The sequence below is a fragment of the Sorangium sp. So ce426 genome, from assembly GCF_051475585.1.
Taxonomy (GTDB): domain Bacteria; phylum Myxococcota_A; class Polyangia; order Polyangiales; family Polyangiaceae; genus Sorangium; species Sorangium cellulosum_B.
In genome coordinates, this window is sequence record NZ_CP150341.1 from 9,692,226 (window position 1) to 9,708,761 (window position 16,536).

General features: G+C 71.9%; 8 protein-coding genes. 5 read left to right on the plus strand and 3 right to left on the minus strand.

Annotated elements, in window-relative coordinates; translation table 11 throughout:
• The first annotated feature begins 81 nt into the window (after positions 1-81).
• Positions 82-1,176 carry a sigma 54-interacting transcriptional regulator gene (locus WMF44_RS36275; protein WP_437294616.1) on the plus strand — a complete coding sequence of 365 codons (1,095 nt, stop codon included), beginning with the start codon at positions 82-84 and terminating at the stop codon, positions 1,174-1,176.
• A gap of 87 nt (positions 1,177-1,263) precedes the next feature.
• On the opposite strand, the gene WMF44_RS36280 is transcribed toward WMF44_RS36275, so the two are convergent.
• The 3 genes from WMF44_RS36280 to WMF44_RS36290 all read right to left on the minus strand — a co-directional run bounded on the left by WMF44_RS36280 (position 1,264) and on the right by WMF44_RS36290 (position 7,767).
• Positions 1,264-1,458 (minus strand): hypothetical protein, encoded by a 195-nt coding sequence (locus WMF44_RS36280; protein ID WP_437294617.1) that lies wholly within the window; start codon positions 1,456-1,458, stop codon positions 1,264-1,266.
• A 37-nt stretch (positions 1,459-1,495) separates the two neighbouring features.
• Positions 1,496-6,661, minus strand: coding sequence for an AAA family ATPase (locus tag WMF44_RS36285; protein ID WP_437294618.1), 5,166 nt, complete (start codon positions 6,659-6,661; stop codon positions 1,496-1,498).
• A gap of 332 nt (positions 6,662-6,993) precedes the next feature.
• The gene (locus WMF44_RS36290; protein ID WP_437294619.1) at positions 6,994-7,767 is read right to left on the minus strand and encodes a helix-turn-helix domain-containing protein; all 774 of its coding nucleotides are present in this window, start codon (positions 7,765-7,767) and stop codon (positions 6,994-6,996) included.
• A gap of 650 nt (positions 7,768-8,417) precedes the next feature.
• Here WMF44_RS36290 and WMF44_RS36295 point away from each other — a divergent pair.
• The 4 genes from WMF44_RS36295 (at position 8,418) to WMF44_RS36310 (ending at position 16,394) form a co-directional block, all read left to right on the plus strand.
• Positions 8,418-8,999: a glycoside hydrolase family 16 protein gene (locus WMF44_RS36295; protein WP_437294620.1), complete on the plus strand. Its 582-nt coding sequence runs from the start codon at positions 8,418-8,420 to the stop codon at positions 8,997-8,999.
• A gap of 227 nt (positions 9,000-9,226) precedes the next feature.
• Positions 9,227-11,611: an alpha-amylase family glycosyl hydrolase gene (locus WMF44_RS36300; protein WP_437294621.1), complete on the plus strand. Its 2,385-nt coding sequence runs from the start codon at positions 9,227-9,229 to the stop codon at positions 11,609-11,611.
• Between the two features lie 151 nt (positions 11,612-11,762).
• Positions 11,763-12,248 carry a hypothetical protein gene (locus tag WMF44_RS36305; RefSeq protein WP_437294622.1) on the plus strand — a complete coding sequence of 162 codons (486 nt, stop codon included), beginning with the start codon at positions 11,763-11,765 and terminating at the stop codon, positions 12,246-12,248.
• A gap of 78 nt (positions 12,249-12,326) precedes the next feature.
• Positions 12,327-16,394: a kelch repeat-containing protein gene (locus WMF44_RS36310; RefSeq protein WP_437294623.1), complete on the plus strand. Its 4,068-nt coding sequence runs from the start codon at positions 12,327-12,329 to the stop codon at positions 16,392-16,394.
• The last annotated feature ends 142 nt before the right edge of the window (positions 16,395-16,536 follow it).

Consider the following 16,536-nt stretch of genomic DNA (forward strand, 5'->3'; position numbering starts at 1 on the left):
CCTGCGCCGAGGAAAGCTCGGTAATCCAGACAACGGCAGGCGCGTCGCTCGCCGTCTGCCCATGAATCGAGGAGATGCGATGTGGAAGAAAGCGCGGCCCCTTCCCGGCGCACGGAACACCTCTGCTCGTCCGGCGGCGGGATGACGCGCGTCGTCTGGGTCGAGGACGACAGCGAGGTGCGGCTCATCGGCGCCTCGGAGCGCTGGGCGCGCGCGATGGAGCAGCTGCGCCGGCTCTCGGAGCACGAGCGCGCGCCGCTGCTCATCACGGGCGAGCCTGGCACGGGCAAGGAGCTCTGCGCGCGGCGCCTCCACGCTTCGAGCCCGCGCGCGGGCGGCCCCTTCGTCGCGGTGAGCGCGGCGCGGCTGCCGGCCGAGCGCCTCCGGGAGGAGCTCTTCGGCGTGGCGGCCGGGGCGGACGGGCGGCCTGCGGCGCGCCCCGGGCTGCTCGAGCTGGCGCGGGGGGGCACGCTGTTCCTCGACGAGATCGGCGCGCTCCCGCTCGAGCTCCAGCCGCGGCTCCTGGCCGTGCTCGACGGGGAGCCGCTCTGCCGGATCGGCGGCGGGGAGGCGCTTGTCGCGGACGTGCGGGTCATCGCCGCGACGAGCCAGGATCTCGCCGCGCGCGTCCTCGGGCAAACGTTCCACGAGGCGCTCCACCGGCGCGTCGGCGGGCTCGCGCTCTCGCTCCCCCCGCTGCGCGAGCGCGACGGCGACGTGCGCAGGCTGGTCGAGCACTTCCTCCAGCGCCAGAGCGGCGCGACGGGGCTCGCGAGCGCCGGGGTCGCCCCGCGCGCGCTCGCGCAGCTCGAGGCGTACCCCTGGCCGGGGAACGTCCGCGAGCTCCGGGGCGTCGTCGAGCGCGCGTTCCTCCGGGCCCACGGCGCGCCGCTCGATCTGGAGCACCTGCCGCCGGAGATCGCGGCGCCGCGGCCGGCGAGCGCTCCGCCGCGCTCGGGCCCGCCGGGCGCGCCGCGGCCGTCGCCGCCCGCGCGCGGCAGCGCGTCGCTCGGGGAGGCCGTGCGCCGCCACATCCTCGCGGTCTACGCGGCTCAGAACGGCAACGTGACCCGCACGGCGAGCGCGCTCGGGATCACGCGGGTCTCCCTCCGCCGGCACCTGCGCCAGTACCTCGCCGCGGACGCGCGCGACAAGGAGCCGCTGAGCGATCGCTAGAGCGACGGACGGGCTGAAGCCGCGCGCAAACAGCGAGAAGTTGGGACGCCAGAAGACGCCAAAAATGCGCCAGAAGACGCCAGAATTTTATTGTTTTCTTGGCGTCTTCTGGCGTGTCTTGGCGTCTTCTGGCGTCCCATTCTCATGGTTGCCAAGCGGATCGGTGTTCTGGACACGCGTGGGCGCCGAGCATGACGCAAGGAACTGGGAGCGACTCAGCGCCGGCGACAACACCAGACCACTTTCCAGCTCGAGCGTGCCTGTAAGCGAGTCGATCTTCATGCGCGACAGCTATCCCTCGTCCCGCGCGCCTCCCTCCTCAGGACGGCTGCGCGGGGCCGAGCTCTCCCTCCGGATCGACGGGCAGCTCCACGATGAACGTGGTCCCTGAGCCCAGCTGACTGCGCAGATCCACGCGCCCTCCGTGCGCTCGCACGATCTCCCGGACGAGGTACAGCCCGAGACCGAGGCTCTGCGCCTGATGAAGCCCCGTCGCGCGCTCGAACGCCTCGAACACGCGCCGCTGGTCGGCCTCGGAGATCCCGATGCCCTGATCGGAGACCGAGAGGCGAGCGACGGCCCCGTCCCCGTCGGCGACGATCAGGACCGGCTTTCCGGCGCCGTACTTCATGGCGTTCGTGAGCAGGTTCGTCGCGACCTGCTCGAGCCGCAGCCGATCCCACTGGCCCACGACGGCGCGCTCCGCCTGCACGTGGAGCGCACACCCAGCCAGCTCGGCCTGCTCGGTCAGCCGCCCGACGACGTCCCGCACGAGGGCCGCCAGGTCCACCGGCTCACGCGTGAGGGCGAGCCGCCCCTTCTGGACGCGCGAGAGGTCGAGCAGGCTGTCGATCAGCAGGTTGAGCCGGCCGAGCTGGCGCTTGAACGACGTGAGGGACGACGACAGCCAGGACGAGGAGACCGTCTCTTGCTGCTTGATCGATCGCGCGAGCGCGTCGAGCTTCAGATGGAGGCCTGTCAGCGGCGTCTTCAGCTCGTGGGCGAGGAACGCCGTGCGCCGCTCCGCGGCCTCCGCCGCCGCCCGCGCCTCGCGCTCCCTGGCGAGCAAGAGCGCGTTCTCGAGGGAGATGGCCGCTTGCGTGGCGAGCAGCTCGAGGGCGAGGAGCCGCTCGGGCGTGAACGCGTGTGTTGTGACGTTGTTCTCGAGATACAGCAGACCGAGCACCTCGGCCTGCCGCAAGATGGGGACGCAGAGGACCGATCTCGGAGTGTGCCGGACGATGTACTCGTCCCCCGAGAACCTGCCCGCCTTCGCGGCGGCGTCATCGAGGAGCACGCGCTCCTTGGTGAGCCGCACATAATGGAGGAGCGAGGCAGGGAGGAGCGGAGAGGACGACACCGGCAACGACTGGAGGACCCTGGTCACGGTGCCCTGTCGCTCCTCGATCGCGGCCTCCGCCTCGATCGTCAGGTCGCCGTCCCGCACCAGGATGAGGCAGCCCTTCTGGGCGCCTCCCTGCTCGAGGACGAACTCGAGCAGGGTTCGCAGGAGCTTCTCGAAGAGGATCTCGCCCGAGATCGTCTGCGACGCCTTGACGACCGCGAGCACGTCGAGCAGCTCCGTGCGGGCCGCGAAGGTGGCGGTCGGCTCGAGCGGCCGCCGCTCGAGGAGCTGCGAATACCGCTGCTCGAGCTGCTTCACCTTGCCGTCGGCCCCCCAGCGCACGTAGCACGAGCGGGCCTCGCGCAGGTACGCATCGGAGAAGCGCTCGAACCCTCGCGCTCGATAGAACCGAGACGCGAGCTCGTAGGCGAGCGCCTCGACGTGGACGAAGCCGCTCTCGCGCGCCGCGCGGATGGCCTCTTCATAGAGGCGCATCGCGTCGAGGTCCCGGCCCTCGATGCGGGCGGCCTCGGCGGACACCAGGACATAGCGGCTCCGGAAGTTCTCGGGGCAGCTTTCGGCCCAGCGCCTCAGCTTCCGGAGCGCCTGCTCGAGCGTCTCGGCGAACCGCTGCCGCTGCTCGGCCGGCGCCTCCGCGTGGAGCGCCGTCACCGTGAGCGCGTGGTAGAAGCAGTGCGTCGCTTCCATGACCAGAGACGCCGCCTGCCCCTGCATCAGCGCGGCGGTGGCCGCGGACTCCAGCGCTTCGGCGTGACGCTCATGCGTGAACGCGGCGACCTGCTTCATGATATGAACCATCGCGATCCCGAGGCCGAAGCCCGCCTTCTGGAGGACCGCGAGGGAGCTCGCCTCGTCGAAGTCGCCGCCGTCGAAGCTCGTGGGCGCCCGCGTCGCTCCCTTCAGGCTCGCGGCGAGCTGCTCTTCGAGCCGGACCACGTTGTACACCACGTCGTTGTGGGTCTGGCGGGCGAAGGCGGTGTATTTCCGCGCGACCTCGATGACGCGGTCGAGCGGATCGCCGTTCTCGAGGACGACCCACACCATGTTGTACGTCAGGTAGCCGGCAAAGATGAAGTCTCCGACCTCAAGGCAATCGAGGAACGCCCTGTCCATGAGCGGCAGGCTCGTCGCGTAGTGCCTGTGCCAGATGCTGATGACGCCCGCGTGGTGGAAGAGCAGCCTCCCCTTCAGCACGGCGGTGACGCTCTTGAATCTCTCATTCAGCCTGAGCGCCATCTCGGAGAACTGGAACGCACACGGGGCGTCCCCGAGGATGGACACCATGACCCCGGCGTAACAACTGTAGACGAACGAGGACTCCTCGGCGTGCCCGTGCAGCAGAGAGGCGTTCACCCCCTTGGCGGTGAGCAGCGGCCAGAGCGCCGGTCGCACACCGTAGACGAGGGGGCTCGATTCGGCGACAAGCGCGATGAACGCCCGCACGTCCTCGTCGGTCGCCACGGGCGCGTCGACGAGATCGGAGATGCGCCGCCCGCGCAGGGAGATCGGGACCTGCCGGATCTCGGCCTCCATGGCCGCCTGGATCTCCTCGTCAGCGTCCGGGAGCGTCGCCCCGTAGAGCCGCAGGGCCTCGATCATGATCGTCATGGCGTCGCGGTGCCGTCCGGCGATCTGGTAGAGCCGCATGCGCAGCCGGTGGGCCCTGACCCGGTCGGGCCTGGAGCGGGCGTTCTGGAGGATCAGATCGAACAGCTCGTCGGCCGGCTGGAAATTGCCGGCGATGGACTCGCATTCGGCGAGCTCCAGGTGGAGCTTGAGCGTGTCCTCGTACCGCGCGCTCCAGGCGTCCTGCGGCAAGAGGGACGTCGCCTGCGCCAGGTAGCTGCGCGCGGAGGCGTAGGCGACCGAGGCCTTCGCCTTGATCCCTGCCAGGAGGTTGAGCCGGCAGAGCGCCTCCCTCTCGCGTGGATCGGTGATGAGGTGGGCGCCGTGATTGAGCTGGGTCGCGACGTCGAAGGCTCGCTCCTCGACCGCGCCGCCGGGCAGACGAGACACGAGGCGCCGGCCTATCTCGAGGTGCACGGCGGCCCGCCGGGCCTCCGGGATGAGCGAATAGGCCGCCTCCTCGACGCGGTCGTGGAGGAACTTGTAGGTGCCTTCGTGGTGGAGGACGAGCCCCGCGAGGATGGCCTGCCAGACCTCCGCGTGCAGCGCCTCCTCCGAGCGGTCGCACGCTATCGTCAAGACGCCGACCTCCGCGGCGCTCCCGAGGCAGGCGAGCTGCTTCAGCGCCTCCTGGGTGCCAGCGGGGAGCCGCGCGAGCTTGTCGACCATCAGCTCGACCACGTTGTCGGTGAAGCCCTTGGCGCGGATCTTCGCCATGTCCCACCGGAAGGCGCCCGCGCGCGGGTCGAGCTCGATCAGCTGCTCTTCGTGGAGGGCGAGGAGAAACTGGATCGCAAAGAAGGGGTTGCCGGCCGTCTTCTCGTGGACCAGGGCCGAGAGCGGCGCGGCGTCCTCGGGGCGGCATTGGAGCATATCGCTGACGAGCATGGACAGGTGCTCGCGGGAGAGCGGGCCGAGCACGAGCTCCTGGACGTGCGCGCCCTCCCTCCTCGCCTCGTGCAGCGCCGTCATGAGCGGGTGCGAGGGGGTCACCTCGTTGTCGCGGTACGCGCCGACGACGAGGAGGTGGCCCGTGTCGAGGTGCGTCACCAGATCCTGCAAGAGCGCGAGGCTCGCCGAGTCGGCCCACTGGAGATCGTCGAGGAAGAGGACGAGGGGGTGCTCCTTCCGGGCGAACACGCCGATGAAGTGCCGGAAGACGGTGCGGAACCGGTTCTGCGCCTCGACCGGCGGCACCTCGGGAGCCGGCGGCTGCGGGCCGATGACCAGCTCGAGCTGCGGGATCAAGTCCACGATGAGCTGCCCGTTGACCGTGAGGACCTCGAGCAACCGCTGCTTCCAGGCCGCGATCCGCTCGCTGTCGGCGAGGAGCTCGAGCACGATCTCCTGAACGGCCTGCACGATGGTGGAGTAAGGGATATCGCGCTTGTGCTGATCGAATTTCCCCGAGGCGGAGAACCCACGCTCGCCGGCGACAACCTTGTCCAGCTCGTGGACCAGCGTCGACTTGCCGATACCGGAGTAGCCCGAGAGGAGCACGAGCTGCGGGGATCCGGCGTCGACCACGCGCTCGAAGTCGCGCAGCAGCGCCGCGATCGCCTCGTCGCGCCCATAGAGCTTCTGCGGGATGCGCAGGCGGCCCGACGCGTCCTGCTCGCCCAGCGGGAAGGGCGCGACGTTGCCGTCGCGGCGCCATGCGTCGAAGCACCGTTTCAGGTCATGGCCGAGGCCGCGGGCCGTCTGGTAGCGCTCCTCGGGCATCTTCGCGAGGAGCTTGATCACGATGCGCTCGACCGCCTCCGGCACGTCGGGGACCACCTCGGACGGCGCCGCGAACGCGCGGGCGACGTGGCAGTGGATCCATTCGAGCGGGTCGCGGGCGTCGAAGGGCAGCTTCCCCGTGAGCATCTGGTAGAACGTGACCCCCAGGGAATAAAGATCGCTGCGGCTGTCGATCCCACGGTTCATCCGCCCTGTCTGCTCGGGCGACATGTAAGGGAGGGACCCTTCGATGAGGCGCGCCGGCCCCACGGCGTGCTGTTCGCGTGAGAGCCACGAGGCGAGCGCGAGATCGGCGATCTTCACCTCGCCGGTGGCAGGGATGACCAGGATGTTCGCGGGCTTGAGGTCTCTGTGGACGACGCCTCGCTGGTGGATGTCGAAGACGGCATCCGCGATGCGGACCGCGAGCTCGAGGAACCTGCCGATCGCCATCGGCGCGCCGAGCAGGCGATCGAGCGGCTCAGCGCCTGGGTCATCCATGATGAGGGCGAGCGCCCCGTCGTACATCTCGAGGGCGAGGGGCCTGACGAGGGCGGCCACGTCGAGCATCTTGCCCGTCTCGTACTCCCTCTTGAGCCGGGCGAGGTCCTTCGGCCGGCAGCTCCTCGGGTCGAGCACCTTGAGGACCACCGGATGGCCATCGGCGTTTCGAACAGCGCGGTACACGGCGGTGCCGCGGCCCTCGTGAATGGTCTCGGAGATCGTGTACGGAAAGGGAGGGGACGGGCTCGTCATGCGGGCGATGGGCAAGGCAGCCTCGGCAGCGGCGGCAGAAGCCCTCTCCCGGACAACGTATACCATTCCCCGCCCCCGCATCATGGCTAGCGTCGCGGACGATCCGGCGCGGATCCGCGTCAGCCGGCGGGCTCGGCCGCGCGCGGGCCCGAGGCGCCGCCGCCAGGCCGCCTCGGCCGAGAGCCGCTGCGTTCAACGCGCCTCAGGCGATCGAGGCCGGCACGCTCGACGCCCCGGGCGTGCGGGCTATCGGGCGCACGTCGTTCCAGGAGAACCTGCCGGCGCAACCCTGGCGAGCGATGGAGTCCGCCAGGTCACCTGGCATATCACCGTTACCCTCCGTGCATCTACACGGTCATTTCGGTCAGCACCGCGCGCTGGCCGCCGAAATAGTCCTGGGGCGCGCAGCCGAGGGCGCGCGTGAAGACGCGGTGGCATTGCGCATAACTCCCGAACCCGACGGCGTACGCCGCGCGCGCGAAGCTCGCGCCGCGATCCACCTCGGCGATGAACTGCATCAGCTTGAGCCGCGCGCGGTACTCGACGACGTTCACGCCCACGTCCTTGCGAAAACGCCGGCTGATCCCGCTCTCGCCCGTGCGCAGGCGCGCCGCGAGGGCCGCCCCGGGGAGATTCGGATCGAGCCGCAAGAGCTCGAAGATACGGCGGCTTACCACGTGGGGGAGCGGCACGTTCGACAGCGACCGCTCGAAGAGCTCCGCGAGGCGATGCTCCACGACCGAGATGTCGCGCGCTCGGTCGAGCGCGCCGAGGAGCGCGAGCTCGCCGGCGAGCACGGCCGGCGCGAGCTGCACAGCGTCGAGCGCGACCTTCGACGCGGCCCCCGCGACGCGAGCCCCCAGCTCGGGGCGGAGCGCCGCGACGTACAGAACGAAATCGCTGCTCTCCTCGAGGAGCGCGTGATCTTGCCCCGGCGCGAAATAGAGCAGCGTGCCCGCCACGAGCGGCACCACGCGCTTTCCCACGCCCATGATGCCCGTGCCGCGAGCGACGAGGTTGATCTCCGGCTCCTCGTGAAAATGTCGGGGCCGACGGTACTGCGGCTGGTGACGGAAGACCTGGGCGCGCCGGCCGGCGAGCATCGGAAAGGGCTGGAACAACGCGGGCCGAGCGCTCAAGGCCAGGTCAGTGTGCGGCAGCGGGGACGCGGACAGGAAGCAAAAAATGCGAAGCGCTCTCGCACCCGGTGCGCCACGTGGAGCTCATGATGTCTTCGACGCGCTGCACGGTCGCTTTGCTTCTGTTCTCCGCATTCACCGCGCTGGCCTGTGACGACTCCAGCCAGCCTTCGGGCTCGGCGACGGGGGCTGGTGGGGACGGCACCGGCGCGGGGGCTGGCGGTGGTTCCAGCGCCGGAACGGGTAGCTCCGTGGCGGGGGCTGGGGCTGCGGATGGCGCCTCCAGCGCCGGAGCCGGCGCGGGTGGCGCAAGCGGCGCGGGTGGCGCAAGCGGCGCGGGTGGCGCAAGCGGCGCGGGTGGCGCAAGCGGCGCGGGTGGCGCAAGCGGCGCGGGTGGCGCAAGCGGCGCGGGTGGCGCAGGCGGAACGGCGGGTGGCACAGCAGCGGCAGGCGCCACGGGGAACGGCGGCTCAGCGGGCGGCCCTCCCCCGGCCGAAGAGGCCTTCACGCTGCTCTTCCGCGACGATTTCGATCGGCTGGACGCAGCGCGCTGGCAGCTGATGACACATTCCTGGACGGAGAATCTGGCGCTGTTCTCGCGATCCGCCGCGACCATCGAACGTGGTCAGCTGGTGCTCCGGCTCACGCCGGCCCCTCAGGGCACCACCGACAGCTCCGGAGCCACCAAGTCCTTCCTGGGCGCCGAGGTTCGCTCCGTCGACTCGCTCACGTACGGGCGCGTGCGCGCTCGCGTCAAGCTGGCCCGAGGGTCGGCGGTCATCTCGTCCCTGGTCACGATCTACACCCCCTGGCCAGCGGACAACTGGAACGAGCTCGACGTCGAGTGCCTAGGGGCCGATCCGAATGACGTGCAGTTCAACGCCATGGTGTACACCGGCGCTCCGGTACGGCCCCCGGTGACGCAATCCGTCAGTCCGACCCAGCATCCGCAGAAGGTGGACCTCGGCTTCGATCCGAGCGAGGACTTTCACACGTACCAGATCGAATGGACACCGTCCGGCGCCCGCTTTTCGGTCGACGACGTGCTCCGACACGAGTGGACGGAGCGCATCGACCTCATGGTGCTGCCGCAGAACGTGCTCATGACGATCTGGGCGTCGTCGAGCGCGGCCTGGGCCGGCGCCGTGACGGCCGAGACGGGCACGGCGAGCGCGACCTACGATTGGATCGAGCTCTATCGGTACACGCCTTGATCGGGTCGCGAGACCAGGCCGCTCCGAGCGCGTGAGCTCACGCGGTTCGACCCGAGAAGGCGCGAAGCGAACGCCTGGGTGCGGGGCGGAGCCCCGACGGAACCTGCGCGCGCCTGTTAGCGACGCGACAACATGGGCGGAGCATCGCTGTTCTCCGCAGCGGCTGCGGTGGTTCAGGGCGACGCGCGCGCTGACATGCCTCTCGCGATCGGATACTGCTCGAGGCCATGTCGCGCCGCCGTTCTGCCGTCATGATCGCCGCTGTCTCCGCCGTCATGCTCCCTGCCGTCCCGCTCGCGTGTGGGGGCGATCGCGCGCTCGACGCGGGCCAGGGGAAGGGCACGAGCGGCGCCGGGACGGCAGGCGCCGGTGCTGCTGGCGGCGATACCGCAGGCGCTGGCGGCGAGGCCGCAGGCGCTGGCGGGGCAGGCGCTGGCGGGGCGGGCGGCGGTGCGCAGTACGTGAACGTGCTCTGTCCGACCTCGTTCACGTTCAACGCGCCTCCCGGGGCCACGGATGTCCGCGTCGCCGGCGAGTGGAGCGGCTTCGATCTCGGCGCTGCCCCGCAGCTGCAGGGCGGTACGCAGGGCCGGCTCACGGCCACCGTCGACCTGCCGCCGGGGCTCCACGGCTACAAGATCGTCTATCGGTCCGGCGGCGAGATCTCGTGGGTGCTCGACCCGGCGGAGGGGCGCCGCAAGTACGTCGACGGGGTCGAGAACTCGGCCGTCAAGGTCCCTGACTGCCGCCTCCCGTCGTTCTCGGTCGCGTCCAGCCAGGCGACGCGGCCTGCCGCCGGACAGGGCGCCTTCGAGGCCCGGCTCGTCTACCGGGACGGCATCGAGGGCGCGGGCCCCGAGGCGGCCGCGTTCGAGGCGGTGCTGCAGGACCAGGACGGCGAGGCGCGCCCGCTCACGGATCAGGAGCTCTCGGTCGACGCGCGCGGCGACGTGCGGATCCAGCTGGGAGGCCTCGGCGACGGCAAATACCGCGTCACCCTCCGCGGGGCGACCCGGAGCGGCCGCGCCGGTGAGCCGCTCCGGCTTGTGTTCTGGGTCGAGGCCGAGCCGTTCTCCTGGGAGGACGCACTCATCTACATGGTCGTCACCGATCGTTACCGCGACGGCGATCCGGCCTTGAACCCGCCCGCCACGCCGGGCGCCGATCCGCGGGGCGACTGGGCCGGCGGAGATCTCGAGGGGCTGCGGCAGGCGATCGAGGACGGCACGCTCGACGCGCTGGGCGTGCGGGCCATCTGGCTCACGCCGTTCCAGGAGAACCCCGCCGGGGCCTACCTGGCGAGCGATGGAGTCCACAAGGTCACCGGATATCACGGTTACTGGCCCATCAAGGCGCGCGAGGTGGATCCGCGGCTCGGCGGCGCCGGGGCGCTCCGCGCGGTGGTGGCCGAGGCGCACCGCCACGGGATCCGCGTCCTCCAGGACTTCGTGGTGAACCACGTCCACGAAGATCACGAGTACGTCTCGTCTCACCCGGATTGGTTCAGGACGGGGTGTGTCTGCGGGACGGACGGGTGCGACTGGACGTCGCACGCGCTCGATTGCATGTTCGCGAGCTACCTCCCCGACGTGGACCACACGGTCCCCGAGGCCAACGCCGCGTTCGTGGCGGACGCGATCCACTGGCTCGACGCGTTCGATCTCGACGGGCTCCGCGTGGACGCCGTGAAACACGTGGAGGAGATCGCGACGCGCAACCTCGCCGCGGAGGTCCGCGAGGCGTTCGAGCCGGCCGGCACACGTTATTTCCTGATGGGCGAGACGGCGATGGGCTGGAGCGACTGCGCCGACCCGTGCAACGACGAGAACTATGGGACGATCGCGAGGTACATCGGCCCTCATGGGCTCGACGGCCAGCTCGATTTCGTCCTCTATCACGGGGTCTCGTACCGGACGTTCGGCTGGGGCGAGGAGGGCATGCTGCACGCCGCGTACTGGGTCGAGCACGGGCAGCGGCGGTGGCCGGAGGGCGCGATCATGACGCCGTACCTCGGCAGCCACGACACGGCCCGGTTCGCGACGATCGCCGACTACCGCGACGAGGCGGGGCCTCGCGGCCGGGAGGTCCCGGGCCGCCAGTGGTCGGACACCGCGGGAGCGCCCGAGTCGCCCGAGGTGTACGCGCGGGCGCGCCTCGCGATGGCGTGGCTCCTGGGCCTCCCGGGCGCGCCGCTGCTCTATTATGGTGACGAGTACGGCGAGTGGGGCGGCGCCGACCCGAACAACCGCAGCCTGTGGCGTCCGGAGGAGGATCTCACGGCGGACGAGCTGGAGACGCTCGATTTCGTGCGCGCGCTCGGGACCGCGCGCCGGGACATCCCCGCGCTCCGCCGCGGCGCCTACGTGAACCTCACCGCCACGGAGGACACGCTGGTCTTCGGCCGCCGGCACGGCCGGGGGGAGTCCGCCGTGGTGGCGCTGACGCGCGCGGGGACGGAGCAGCTCATCTCGGTCGAGGTCGCTCAGGCGCTCGGGCTCCCGCCCGGCACCGAGCTCAGGGACGCGCTCGGCGGCGCGAGCGAGGTCGTCTCCGCGACCGGCGTGCTCTCGATGAGCGTCCCGCCGGGCGGGGCGGTGATCTTCGCGCCGTGATCGCTGGCAGGCCGGCGGGAGCGGGCTGCGGCGGCGAGCGCGGGCGCAGCGGGAGCGGCCAGGCGCCTGGACGAGCGCGGGAGGACGCGGCGACTCCCGCGCTGTCCGATTGAGCTCCGCGGCCGCCCCGGGTATGTCGGAGCGGTACGACATGCAGCCGCCCGACGCGAGCCAGTTGCCCGAGGAGCTCCGCGCGCCGCCCCCGCGCCCCTGGGCGGCCTTGCGGCACGTCCGGCATCAGCTGGCTGGCGTGGGGTACTCGCTGCTCTTCTGGGCGGGGTTCGTCGGGATCGGCTCGTTCTTCCGGCACATCGATCTCGTCGCGATGCTCCTCGGCTTCTCGTACGCCGTCATGCCGGTCGTGCTCCTGTATCAGGCGCTGGGCAGCTATGCCGCGTGCCGCCTGGCGCTCCGCGGCGCGCCGTCGGCGGCGCACATCTACGAGGGAGCCGTCGTGACGAGGTACGGGACGGTGAACATCTGGCACGTCGTCGTCGCCGGCCAGCACGTGCGGATTCGCGCGAACGCGCCGCTCGACAAGAGCGTTGTGGTCCTCGTGACGCCCGAGACGCGGAGCGGCAAGCGCCGAATCGGGGTCTATCATCCCCGGTTCGGGATCTGCACGTCGCTCGTGTGAGCCGCGCTCGCGGCGCTGTTGTTGCGGGCGTACCCGCGTGAGACATTCACCAGCATGCGAGCTGGGTCGGGTCTTCGCGTGGGTCTTCGCGTGCTGGTCATGGCCGTCCTGGTGCTGGCCGTTGTGGGGTGGATTGGCGCGCTCGGGTGCGCGGCAGGGCACGACGGCGCGGCGGCAGCGGCGCTCGTGCAGCGCCGGTTCCCGGCGCAGGCCGCCGAGGTGCTGGGCAGCGGCGCTCCCGGCGCGCCTGTGGCGACCGGCGGCGGCTTCGCGCTGGGCGCGCCTGGCCTCTCGGGGCGCGCGCCGCGGCTCCAGGCCGAGCTGCCGCGCGACGGCGGCGGCTGGATGCGGCTCTCGGTCGCCGCTGGCTTCGAGGTGCGGGTGCGCGAGGCCGGCGCGTCCGGCCCGGGGGCGGTGGTCGACGGCGCGGTGATCTACGGCCGCGCGGGCGGCGCGTCGTTCTGGCGGGCGGCCGCCGGGGGCATCGAGGAATGGCTCACCGTGGCGCCGGGCGACGTGCCGGCGGGTGAGCCCGCGGCCGTCTGGGAGGTCGACGGCGCGGCGCTGCGGCAGCGCGGCGAGGCCGTCGAGGTGCTGGACGCCGCAGGCACGCCGCGGCTGCGCGTCACGGCGCCGCGAGCGTTCGCGGAAAGCGGGCGGCCGATCGCGGCGCGCCTCGAGGCGCGCGGGGCGGCGATCGCGCTGCTTGTCGAGGCGTCGGATGAGCTCCTGCTCGTGGATCCGCTGTGGCGCCCCATCGGCGCGATGGGCACGAGGCGGGACGCCGGGCACACGGCCACGCTGCTGGGCGGCGACGACGGGCGGGTCCTGGTCGCCGGCGGCTATGGCGGCGAGAGCTATCTCGCGAGCGCGGAGCTGTACTACCCGGCGGACGACAGCTGGGCGCCGGCGCAGCCGATGAGCGAGGCGCGCAGCCGGCACGCCGCCCTGCTGCTGGCCAGCGGGCAGGTGCTGGTCGTGGGTGGCTGGGGCAGCGACGGCGTGTTGATGAGCGCAGAGCTGTACGACCCGGCGGAGGACCGCTGGACGCCGACGCGGCCGATGAGCGCCCCGCGCGAAGGGCCCACGGCGACGCGGCTCCGCGACGGGCGGGTCCTCGTCACGGGCGGCCTCGACGGGGAGCTCGCGCTGGCCAGCGCCGAGATCTACGACCCGGCCGAGAACATCTGGACCGCCGCGGCGCCGATGAGCGTTGGCCGTTACCAGCACACGGCGACGCTGCTCGGCGACGGGCGGGTCCTCGTCACAGGCGGAGCCGAGTGGGAGGGCGCGCTGGCCAGCGCCGAGATCTACGACCCGGCCGAGGACATCTGGACCGCCGCGGCGCCGATGCGCGTCGCGCGCCAGGAGCACGCGGCGACGCGTCTGAACGACGGACGCGTCCTCGTCACGGGTCGCTCAACGAACGGCCGGTACGGCGAGGGCGAGGAGGAGGAGGAGGAAGAGGGAGAGCGCTCGAGCGCGGAGATCTACGACCCGGCGAGCGACAGCTGGGCGCTCACGCCGCCGATGAGCGTCGGGCGCACTCGCCACGCCGCGACGCTGCTGGACGGCGGATCGGTCCTCGTCACGGGCGGGTCCGCGTCGTCCGAGTCCGGGCCCCTGGCGGGCGCGGAGATCTACGATCCGGCGGCAGGCTCGTGGAAGAACGTGCCGGCGATGGTCGCGGGCCGCAGCGCTCACACCGCGACGCTGCTCCCGGGCGGCGAGGTGCTCGTGACGGGCGGCAACCAGGAGTCCGAGGTGAGCGCAGAGCTCTACGACCTGACGGGCGTGAGCCCGTGGTCGGAAGCAGCGCCGATGTTCGACGCGCGCTACGACCACACGGCGACGTTGCTGAGCGACGGGCGGGTCCTCGTCGCGGGCGGCTACGGAACTTCCTATGTCAGCCTCTCGGGCGCGGAGCTCTTCGACCCGGCGCGGGAAGCTTGGGGCGGGGCGGAGGCGATGAGCGACCCGCGCAGCGCGCACACGGCGACGCGGCTGAACGATGGGCGGGTCCTCGTCGCGGGCGGCCAAGGGATCGACTATGTCAGCCTCTCGAGCGCGGAGATCTTCGACCCCGACACGCGCGGCTGGAGAGCGGTAGAGCCGATGATCACGGCGCGCCAGCTTCACACGGCGACGTTGCTGAGCGACGGGCGGGTCCTCGTCGCGGGCGGTTATGGGGCCGACTATACCAACATCTCAAACGCGGAGATCTTCGACCCCGACACGGGCACCTGGTCGAAGACAGAGCCGCTACGCACCGCGCGCCAGAGCCACACGGCCACGCTGCTCCGCGACGGGCGGGTCCTTGTCACAGGCGGCGTCGGCGCCGACTATTCCAACCTCTCGAGCGCGGAGATCTTCGACCCCGACGCGGGCACCTGGTCGGCGACGGAGCCGATGAACGACGCGCGCCAGAGCCACACGGCCACGCTGCTCGATGACGGCCAGGTCCTCGTCGCAGGCGGTTATGGGGCCGACTACGTCAACATCGCGGCCGCGGAAACGTATGATCCGGCGACCGATCGCTGGACGGCGCGGGCTCCCATGGGCACCGCGCGCCAGAACCACACGGCGACGCGGCTCCAGGACGGGCGGGTTCTCATCGTGGCGGGCATCGCCGGCACTTACGGCTATGAGGGTAGCGCGACGGCGGAGGTGTACGACCAGACCACCGACAGCTGGTCTCCGGCAGAGACGATGTACTTCCAGCGATCCAGCCACGCGTCGACGCTGCTGAGCGATGGCAGGGTCCTGGTCACCGGCGGCGACGGGCCCGGCGGCATCCTCGCCGGCGGCGAGCTCTTCGTCCCTGCCCTCCCCGGCGCTCCCTGCGACACCGACAAGGACTGCGCCGGCGCTTCCTGCGTCGACGGCGTCTGCTGCGACACCCCTTGCGCGGGCGCGTGCATGGCCTGCTCCGCCGCGAAGAAGGGCGCCGGCCCCGACGGCGCATGCGGGCCCATCCAGGCCGGCGCCGATCCGGACGACGAGTGCGCCGCGGAGCCCGTCTCCTCCTGCGGCACCACCGGCTTCTGCGACGGCCGCGGCGGCTGCCAGCTGCAGGCGCAAGGCGCCCCCTGCGGCGCGGCCTCGTGCAGGGACGCCTCCGAGCTCGTCGAGGCCCCCCTCTGCGACGGCCGCGGGGTCTGCGCCGAGGGCGACACGCGTTCTTGCGCCGAGTACCGCTGCGTCGCCGGCGCCTGCCTCACGGGCTGCACCTTCGACACCCAGTGCGCCGACTCGGCCTACTGCGCCGCGACCGGCGGCGACTGCCTGCCGAAGAAGCCCGTCGGCGCCGCGTGCTCGCTCCCGAAGGAGTGCCTCAGCGGGCAGTGCAGGGCCGGCGCCTGCGAGCTCGACACCGACGAGGACGGCATCGCCGACAGCGAGGACAACTGCCCTCTGGTCCCGAACACGCTCCAGGCCAACACCGATAGTGGCCTGCCGGCGGGCGATCTCCTCGGCGACGCCTGCGACGACGACGACGACGCCGACGGCGTCGCCGATACGGTGGACAACTGCCCCCTCGTCGCGAACCCCGACCAGGCCGACGTCAACGGCGATGGGGTCGGCGACGCCTGCGATTGCGACAGCCCGCGCAAGCCCGACGGCAGCCCCTGCGACGACGGCAACGCCTGCACGCAGACCGATACCTGCCAGAACGGCGCCTGTGTCGGCGGCGATCGCTTCGTGTGCCCGCAGCCCGACACCTCCACCTGCAGGCGCGCCGTCTGCGCGCCGGCCACCGGCGCCTGCGAGAGGCGCTACAAGCTCGACGGCGCGCCCTGTCCAGGCGGCGAGTGCATCGCCGGGGGCTGCTTGCTCGCGGAGGCCGCCAGCGGCTCCGGAGGCGGCGCGGGGGGCGAGGGCCAGGGCGGCAAGGGTGACGGCGGCGGAGGCCAGGGCGGCGACGACGCCGCGAGCGGCTCTGGCGGGTCCGGCGGCACCGGCGGCAACGCCGGCGGCGCGCCTCCGGCGCCTGCTCCGGAGGGGAGCGCCCCGCCGCGCGCGCACGGCAACGGCTGCGCCGTGGCCCGCAGCGCCGATTCTGACCCGGGCGGCTCGTCCGCGCCCTGGCTCCTCCTCGCCGCGCTGCTCGCCGCGCGCTCCAGGGGGTTCCGCAAGGCAGCCTGATCCACCACCGCGCACCGAGTTCTCGCGGGTCGTGCGCGTCCGGCAGGCTCCCGGGCGGTTCGGGTCGCTCGGGGACGGCGCCAGACGGGGCGTTGCCGAGGCGAGGGGAAGAGCGAAGCGCGGTTCTCCGGCGCGTTCACGG

Bases quoted from the DNA above. Each gene is read 5' to 3' on its own strand.
- WMF44_RS36280 (WP_437294617.1), bottom strand. From the start codon at position 1,458: ATGAAGATCGACTCGCTTACAGGCACGCTCGAGCTGGAAAGTGGTCTG.
- WMF44_RS36300 (WP_437294621.1), top strand. From the start codon at position 9,227: ATGTCGCGCCGCCGTTCTGCCGTCATGATCGCCGCTGTCTCCGCCGTC.
- WMF44_RS36305 (WP_437294622.1), top strand. From the start codon at position 11,763: ATGCAGCCGCCCGACGCGAGCCAGTTGCCCGAGGAGCTCCGCGCGCCG.